We start from the raw sequence: 8,072 nt of genomic DNA on the forward strand, positions 1-8,072 counted from the left end.
GATGTCGCCGAGGTTGTGCACAGTGGGCCACTGGTGCTCGCAGACGGTGCGGGCGTGTCGGTCGATTTCGGCGTACCAGGTGAGGTGGCCGCCGCGATCTTCAGCGGAGGTCAGGCCGGTGGGCAGGCCGCGCCACGCGGTCCGGCCCGTGGTCGAAACGTGGAGACCGAGGTGGCGCTGGACTTCGGCGACGCCGTGCGCGGGGTGACGCTGCCCCTGACGTTGCGCGCGCCGGGAGTCTGCGACACCTGCCACGGCAACGGGGCGAAACCCGGCACCCAGCCGCGTACCTGCCCGGTCTGTCATGGTGCCGGCGTGACCACCCGGGACCAGGGGTCGTTCAGCTTTTCCGAGCCGTGCCGCAACTGCCAGGGCGTCGGCACGGTGGTCGAGGAGAAGTGCCCGGAGTGCCACGGCAGCGGCGGTGTCACAAAGACCCGCACCATGAACGTGCGCTTCCCCGCCGGTGTGGCCGACGGTCAACGCATCCGGCTGGCCGGGCGCGGTGAGCCGGGCGAGCGCGGTGGCCCGGCGGGTGACCTCTTCGTACAGGTCAAGGTTCGGCCGGACGAGCTGTTCGGGCGTACCGGGGACGACCTGACGCTGACCGTGCCGGTCACCTTCGCGGAGGCCGTGCTCGGCACGGACCTGCGGGTGCCCACGCTCGACGGGGCGGTGACCCTGCGGGTGCCGCCGGGGACGCCGAGCGGTCGGGTGCTGCGGGCCCGGGGCAAGGGTGTGGTCCGCCGCGACGGGCAGGCCGGTGACCTGCTGGTCACGCTGGATGTGGTGGTGCCGGCCCGGTTGTCCGACGAGGCGCGCACGGCGCTGGAGTCGTTCGCCGAGCAGACCCCGCCGGCGGCCCGGGAACATCTCGACGCGCGGGTGCGTCGAGTCAGTTAGTCCGGTGGAACGGACGCGGAGGTGAGCGGGATGTCGGGCGAGTTCCTCGGTTCGGGCGACCCTGCCTACGAGGCCAAGGTGTTGATGATCTCGGTGGCGGCTCGGATGGCGGGGATGCATCCGCAGACCCTGCGCCAGTACGACCGACTGGGGCTCGTGCAGCCCGGCCGAGCTGCTGGTGGCGGGCGTCGCTACAGCGTCCGCGACGTCGTGCTGTTGCGCGAGGTGCAGCGGCTCAGTCAGGACGACGGGATCAACCTGGCCGGCGTCAAGCGGATCATCGGGCTGGAGCGGCTGCTGGAGCAGGCGCAGCAGCGGGTGGCCCGGCTGGAGGCTGAGCTGGACGCCGCGTACCGCCGGGTGGCGGAGCTGGAGTCGCTGGCCCGCTTCCCGGGCCGGGATCTGGTGCCGACGAACCGCACGTCCACCGCCCTGGTGGTGTGGCGCCCCCGCCGTACACCCGATCGCTGAGCTGCCGCTCACCCCGGATCTGTCTTCTCGGCCCGGACCGCGCCGGATTCCCGGCGCGGTCCGGGCCGCTTCGGTTAGCCTGTCGATAAGGGTCCAATCGGCTTAATCTGGACCTACCGGCATGGCGAGGGGGAGCGATGGCGGAACAGGCGAAGAAGGTGGCCCAGCAGACCGAGGACCGGTTGGAGAACCTGGCCGAAACCGTCCGCAAGAAGTTCGACAAGGTGACCGAGGGGACCTACCGGGACCGGATCATCGCGGGCCGGTTCGCCGAAAACGGCGACCACACCGGCGAACAGGGCCAAGCCGAAACGGACCGCAAGCAGGACTGACCGGTAACCAACGTACGGGCCGGGACCCACGGGGGGTCCCGGCCCGCACGCACGCCACACACCACGCCCCGCGCCCCCGCGCCCCCGCGCCCCGCGCGCAATTCCGCGATCTTGCAGTTTGGGATGACGGAATGTCTAGCTTCGCGCAATAGGTCGGAACAGAAAGTGCAAGATCGGCGAAAGAAACGGCGCGAATCCGGTAGTTCAGCCGAGGCGGCGGTTCTCGCGGACCAGGCCGCCCTCGCACCAGTCTCGGTAGACGAAGAGGTCCGGTCTGGCCAACAGCACCCGGCCGTTGTGCGCCCAGACCTTCATCAGCTCGTCGCCGTCACGCTCGGCCTGTTCGACGAGCTTGCGGAAGCGGCGCTTGGGATGGGCGCGGAAGTTCGTCCGGATGCCGTCGGCCGCGTAGATGTAGAGGCAGTGCAGCGCGAACCGTCGGGCCGGGCAGGTTGAATCCATCGCTAACTCGAAGAGTGTCAACACCAGCCGGTCGCCGGAGACCAGCAGGTCCCAGTCCGGTGGCATCGACGCCAACGGCACTGAATCGGGCTTGTACGCCCAAGCTCGCAACTCCGCCGGAGTCGGATCGACGGGGTTGGCAAAGCCGTGGAACGTCGACTCCTGCACGCTCACCGGCTGACCTTCCGCTCTCGCCCGCGTTTGGCAACGCTGCCTGCGGACCCTGGCTGCTGGGGCGAAACGGTAACCCGCCGTCGGGTGCTGCGGTAGTACCCGCGAGGAGCAATTCCGCAACCGTTGGCACGGGCGGGTCGGTTGCATCGATGACACAGCCGATGATGTCCCCATGACCATCCACGTACGACAGTTACAGCGAGGCGCCGAGGCCGAGTTCGTCACGGGGCTGGAGTGGCTTTTCGCCCCTCCCGGTGGCCGTCCCGGGGATTGGGACCGGGATCGTGCCGTCGAGCGGACCGCGCAATTGCTCGCCCACGAAGACGTCGCACTCTTCGCGGCGCGATCGGGTGAAGGTCAGGTGGTCGGTGTGGCCAGCGTCTACGTGGACATCCTCTCGGTGCGCTTCGGCCGTCGGGCTTCGATCGAGGACCTCGCTGTGCACCCTGAGTGGCGCTCCCGGGGTGTCGGCTCCAGCCTCCTGACGGCGGCCAGGGCATGGGCGCACGAACACGGTGCCGACTACGTCTTCCTGGAGTCCGGCCTCGCCCGGACCGAGGCGCACCGCTTCTACCTTCGCGAGGGTGCGACCCACGCGGCCGCGGCGTTCAGGTGGACCTCAGTGCAGTGAGTCGATGACCGGGGCCTGCCCCCGCCGCTGCGCCGCCGCGCGGTTGCGCAGCCACCGCTTGAACCACGGGAAGTCCGGCAGCCGGGCCAGGATCGGCCCGGTCACCACGGTGATCAGGACGTACGTCGCGGCCAGCGCTGCCAACCGCGGCTCGACGCTCCCGGCGGCCACCGCGAGACCGGCGATGACGATGGAGAACTCACCTCGGGGTACGAGTGCCAGACCGGTCCGCCATCGACCGGGTTCGGCGATGCCGACCCGACGGGCGGCGAGGTAACCGGTGGCCGTCTTCGTCGCCATGGTGATCACGGCCAGCGCGAGCGCCGGCAGCAGCACCGGCGGAATGTCCTGCGGGTCGGTGGTCAGGCCGAAGAAGACGAAGAACACCGCGGCGAACAGGTCCCGCAGGGGCGAGAGCAACTCGGTGGCGTGGTGCGCCACCGGGCCGGAGAGCGCGATGCCGACGAGGAACGCGCCGACCGCCGCCGACACCTGGAGCGACGCGGCGATGCCAGCGATCAGCAACGTCAGACCGAGTACGCCGAGCAGCAGCGCCTCGGGGTCCTTCGCCGACAGGGCGGACGAGATCAGGTGGCCGTACCGGATGGCGACCACCAGCACGATCAGCACAGTGCCCACCGCGACGGTGAGCGCGATCCCGCCGCCGAGCAGGCCGGTGCCGGCCAGTACGGCGGTGACGAGCGGCAGGTAGAGCGCCATCGCCAGGTCCTCGATGACAAGCACCGAGAGGATCACCGGGGTTTCCCGGTTACCGAGCCGGCCCAGGTCGGCGAGGACCTTGGCGATCACCCCGGAGGAGGAGACCCAGGTGATGCCGCCGAGCACCAGGGCGGCGACCCAGTCCCAGCCGAGCAGCAGGGCGAAGGCCGCGCCGGGCAGCGCGTTGAACACGCCGTCGATCAGCCCGGCCGGGGCTGCCGAGCGGAGGTTGCCGACCAGTTCGTTGGCCGAGTACTCCAGGCCGAGCATCACCAGCAGCAGGATGACGCCGATCTCGGCGCCGACCGCGAAGAACTCCTCGCTGGCGGCGAGCGGAAGTAGCCCGCCGTGCCCGAACGCGAGCCCGGCGAGCAGGTAGAGGGGAATGGGCGAGAGGCCGAAGCGCCGGCTCAGCCGGCCGAGGAGGCCAAGCAGCAACAGCAGCGCACCGACTTCGATGAGCAGCGTGGTGAAATCGTGCATCCGCCTCAGCCGTCCGGGTCACTGTCGGCGAGGATGGCGGACACACCGTCGAGACCTCTGCGGGTCCCGACGACGACCACCACGTCGCCGGCTGCGAAGCGGAAGGAGGGGAGTGGCGAGACGATCACTTCGCCTTCGCGCAGCACCGCCACGATGGAGGCGCTGGTGCGGGTACGCGCCTTGGTGTCGCCGAGCTTCCGGTTGACGTACGGAGAGCCGGCCGTGATGGCGATCTGCTCGGTGAGCAGACCGGCGGCCTGCTCGCGGAGCCCGGAGAGCTGACCGAGCATCAGCGACGCGCCGAGGATGTCGGCCAGAGCCTCAGCCTCGTCGTCCGTGAGCGGAATGTCCGCCTGGCAGGCATCGGGGTCGTCGGGATCGTAGAGAACGAGATCACGCCGGCCATTGCGATGGGAGACGACGCCCAGGCGGCGTCCGGACTCCGTCACCAGATCGTGACGTACCCCGATCCCGGGTAGGGCGGTCTGCTCGACACGTACTCGCACCAGCCAAGGCTACCGCTTGATGAACAATCCGCAGATCTTGGACGGCCACCGGTCGTCAGACCAGGCCCTGCGCAGCTCATCGGGCGTGATCGACTCGGCTTTCCTGAAGTCGCGGTGTCCTGGTGGTCCGGACACCCCGACTTCAAGGAACCCGAGTCGATCAAGCGCTGGCGGTCAGCGGAGGCTGGCGAAGAACTCGCGGATGTCGGTGACCAGCACCTCGGGGGCCTGGTGGGCCGCGTAGTGACCGCCGACGTCGCCCCGGCCCTCGATGTCGGTGTCGTACGCCGTCCACCGGACGATGTTCGAGTGGTCCCGGTCGGCGAACGGGCGGATGGACTGGAAGTCCCCGGGGAACATGGCCAGCGCGGTCGGGGCGGTGGTCGGCTCGGTCGGCGGCTCGCCGGCGTGCGCGTCCTCCCAGTAGAGCCGCATCGCCGAGGCCGCCGTGCCGGTGAACCAGTAGAGCGCCACGTTGGCCAGGATGAAGTCGGCGTCCAGGCTCTCGTCGAAGAGTTGGGCGTTCCAGGCGAGCAGCCCCACCGGCGAGTCGGCCAACCCGAACGCCAGGGTCTGCGGCTGCTGACTGTGCACCTGGTTGAAGGAGAACTTGTTCTCGTAGAACCACTGGAGGTGGCCGAGCGCCGCCTGGTCCGCCTCGGAGAGCCCGGCGAACTCGGCCGGGTCGCCCGAGGGGAACGAGAAGAGCTGGGTGACGTGTACGCCGAGCACGTGCTCCCGGTCGGTCCGGCCCAACTCCGGCGCGATCATCGAGCCGGCGTCGTTGCCGACCGCGCCGTAGCTGTCGTACCCCAGGCGGTTCATCAGCTCGGCCCAGGCGCGGGCGATGCGGAACCGGTTCCAGCCGGCGCTGCGGGTCGGGCCGGAGAAGCCGAAGCCGGGCAACGACGGGACGACCACGTGGAAGGCCGGCGCGTCCGGGTCGGTCGGCTCGGTGAGCGGGGCGATCACGTCGAGGTATTCCAGCACCGAGCCGGGCCAGCCGTGGGTGAGCACCAGCGCGGTGGCGTCGGGCCGGGACGACCGGACGTGCAGGAAGTGGATCCGCTCGCCGTCGATCTCGGTGACGAACTGCGGGTGAGCGTTCAGGCGGGCCTCGACGGCGCGCCAGTCGAACCCGCCCCGCCACCTGTCGACGAGGGCCCGCACCCGGTCGTTGCTCACCCCGTACGAGTCACCCGCGCCGGGCAGTTCGACGGGCCAGAGGGTGCGGTCCAGCCGGGCGGCCAGGTCGTCGAGGGCGGTTTGCGGGATCTCGGCGCGGAACGGGTGGACAGCTGTGTCACTCATGCCGGAACTCCTTTTGGAACGGAATGTTTCGTTCTGCAATCACCATAGCAGAGCGGAACGATCCGTTCCACTGTTAGTCTGAACCCATGTCAACGACGTCCGGCAAGACCCTCGGCGGTCGCCGCGCCCAGGCCGCCCGCAACGACGAGGTCATCCTCGAAGCCGCCCGCGCCGTCTTCCTCGACGACCCGAAGGCCCCGATCGCCGCCGTCGCCGAGCGCGCCGGCGTCGGCATCAGCGCCCTCTACCGGCGGTACGCGGGCAAGGAGGACCTGCTGCGCCAGCTCTGCCACGACGGGCTGCGCCGGTACGTCGCGGAGGCGGAGACCGCCCTCGCCGAGCCGGACGACTGGGCCGCGTTCACCGGTTTCCTGGCCCGGGTGGTCGACGCCGACGTGCACTCGCTCACCGTCCACCTGGCCGGCACCTTCACCCCGACCGAGGAGATGGGTCGGGACGCGGTGCGCGCCGGTGAGTTGGCCACCGCGCTGGTCGACCGGGCCCACGCGAGCGGGCGGCTGCGCCCCGACGCGGTCGTCCACGATCTGGGGTTGTTGTTGGAGGCGTGCGCCGCGGTCCGCGTACCCGATCCGGAGCGGACCCGCCAGCTGCGCCGTCGCCAGCTCGCGGTCCTGGTGGCGGGCCTGTCGTCGGTGCCGGACGAGGGCCCGCTGCCCGGCCCGGCCCCGGCGGCCGGGGAGTTCGACTGGCGGTGGCGACGCCGGGAGTGATGGGCGTCACGCGCTAAGGTTGAGCGGAATACGCTCAACTCTGGTTGTGTCCAACCCAGTGGACAACGCCGATCCGGGGGAGCCCATGAACACCGAAAGACTCACCACCAAGAGCCGCGAAACCATCACGGGCGCTGTGGCACTGGCCAACCAGCGTGGCCACGCCACGGTGGAGCCCTGGCACCTGCTCCTGTCACTCCTGGACACCGACGGCTCGACCGCCACCGGGCTGCTGCGCGCCGTCGGGGCCGACCCGACCGAGCTGCGCCAGGCCGCCCAGCGCGCGGTCGACAACCTGCCGGCCGCCCGCGGCTCCAGCATCGCCGAGCCGACGTTGGCTCGGGAGTTCGTCAACGCCATCGGCGCCGCCGAGCAGATCGCCCGGCCGCTGGGCGACGAGTACACGTCCACCGAGCACCTGCTCGCCGGCCTGGCCCGGGTGGGCGGGGCGGTGTCCGGCGCGCTGAAGACCGTCGGTGCCACCGAGGAGGCCCTGGTCGCCGCCTTCCCGACCGTGCGCGGTGGGGACCGTCGGGTCACCACCGCCGACCCGGAGCAGACCTACCAGGCCCTGACCAAGTACGGCGTCGACCTCACCGCCAGCGCCCGCGACGGCAAGATCGACCCGGTCATCGGCCGGGACTCCGAGATCCGTCGGGTCATCCAGGTGCTGTCCCGGCGTACCAAGAACAACCCGGTGCTGATCGGCGAGCCCGGCGTCGGCAAGACCGCGATCGTCGAGGGCCTGGCCCAGCGGATCGTCACCGGCGACGTGCCCGAGTCACTCCGCGACAAGAAGCTGATCTCGCTGGACCTCGGCGCGATGGTCGCCGGCGCGCAGTACCGTGGCCAGTTCGAGGAGCGACTGAAGTCCGTCCTGGAGGAGATCAAGAACTCCAACGGGCAGGTCATCACGTTCCTCGACGAACTGCACACTGTCGTCGGCGCCGGCAAGGGCGAGGGCTCGATGGACGCCGGCAACATGCTCAAGCCGATGCTGGCCCGTGGTGAGCTGCGGATGGTGGGCGCCACCACGCTCGACGAGTACCGCGAGCACATCGAGAAGGACCCGGCGCTGGAGCGCCGTTTCCAGCCGGTGCTGGTCGGTGAGCCGACCATCGAGGACACCATCGGCATCCTGCGTGGGCTCAAGGAGCGCTACGAGGTGCACCACGGCGTACGGATCACCGACGCCGCGCTGGTGGCTGCCGCGACGCTGTCCGACCGTTACATCACCGACCGGTTCCTGCCGGCATCGTCGACGTCCGGCCGGTCCCCAGCGTTCCGGTGCGGTGCGTGACCGTCGATAACGACGAACACCTGTACTTGGCCAGCCGGGCGATGATCC

Annotated in this window: 9 protein-coding genes and 1 pseudogene; 6 read left to right on the forward strand and 4 right to left on the reverse strand. The window is 70.2% G+C overall.

All coding sequences use genetic code 11. The features are described 5' to 3' along the window. The 3 genes from ABZ749_RS23450 to ABZ749_RS23460 all read left to right on the forward strand — a co-directional run. Positions 1–903, forward strand: a 903-nt coding sequence (locus ABZ749_RS23450; protein ID WP_357231132.1) for a DnaJ C-terminal domain-containing protein, incomplete at its 5' end; no start/stop codon positions are given. 30 nt (positions 904–933) lie between these two features. Next, positions 934–1,374 (forward strand): helix-turn-helix transcriptional regulator, encoded by a 441-nt coding sequence (locus ABZ749_RS23455; protein ID WP_030332087.1) that lies wholly within the window; start codon positions 934–936, stop codon positions 1,372–1,374. A gap of 137 nt (positions 1,375–1,511) precedes the next feature. Then, a complete protein-coding gene (locus tag ABZ749_RS23460) occupies positions 1,512–1,706 on the forward strand; it encodes a hypothetical protein (RefSeq protein ID WP_357231135.1) in 195 nt (64 codons plus the stop codon). Positions 1,707–1,910: 204 nt separating this feature from the next. Here the strand turns inward: ABZ749_RS23460 and ABZ749_RS23465 are convergent, their stop codons facing one another. After that, positions 1,911–2,342: a hypothetical protein gene (locus ABZ749_RS23465; protein WP_355004660.1), complete on the reverse strand. Its 432-nt coding sequence runs from the start codon at positions 2,340–2,342 to the stop codon at positions 1,911–1,913. Positions 2,343–2,514: 172 nt separating this feature from the next. Here ABZ749_RS23465 and ABZ749_RS23470 point away from each other — a divergent pair, with 172 nt between their 5' ends. Continuing rightward, positions 2,515–2,973: a GNAT family N-acetyltransferase gene (locus ABZ749_RS23470; protein ID WP_357231138.1), complete on the forward strand. Its 459-nt coding sequence runs from the start codon at positions 2,515–2,517 to the stop codon at positions 2,971–2,973. Here ABZ749_RS23470 and ABZ749_RS23475 read toward each other — a convergent pair. The 3 genes from ABZ749_RS23475 to ABZ749_RS23485 form a co-directional block, all read right to left on the reverse strand. After that, positions 2,962–4,176, reverse strand: coding sequence for a cation:proton antiporter (locus tag ABZ749_RS23475; protein WP_357231141.1), 1,215 nt, complete (start codon positions 4,174–4,176; stop codon positions 2,962–2,964). The two genes, ABZ749_RS23470 and ABZ749_RS23475, sit on opposite strands and share 12 nt — an antisense overlap. Before the next feature lie 5 nt (positions 4,177–4,181). Next, positions 4,182–4,682, reverse strand: a complete 501-nt coding sequence (locus ABZ749_RS23480; protein WP_124815967.1) for a TrkA C-terminal domain-containing protein — start codon at positions 4,680–4,682, stop codon at positions 4,182–4,184. Positions 4,683–4,856: 174 nt separating this feature from the next. After that, positions 4,857–5,993 (reverse strand): epoxide hydrolase, encoded by a 1,137-nt coding sequence (locus ABZ749_RS23485; protein ID WP_357231145.1) that lies wholly within the window; start codon positions 5,991–5,993, stop codon positions 4,857–4,859. Between the two features lie 86 nt (positions 5,994–6,079). Between ABZ749_RS23485 and ABZ749_RS23490 the strand changes: the two genes are divergently transcribed. Further along, positions 6,080–6,724 (forward strand): helix-turn-helix domain-containing protein, encoded by a 645-nt coding sequence (locus ABZ749_RS23490; protein WP_357231148.1) that lies wholly within the window; start codon positions 6,080–6,082, stop codon positions 6,722–6,724. Between the two features lie 85 nt (positions 6,725–6,809). Continuing rightward, positions 6,810–7,976, forward strand: a pseudogene (locus tag ABZ749_RS23495) (Clp protease N-terminal domain-containing protein); the annotation flags it as partial. Between the last annotated feature and the right edge of the window lie 96 nt (positions 7,977–8,072).

It is taken from the genome of Micromonospora sp. NPDC047753, assembly GCF_040642735.1.
In the GTDB taxonomy this organism is placed as follows: Bacteria; Actinomycetota; Actinomycetes; order Mycobacteriales; family Micromonosporaceae; genus Micromonospora.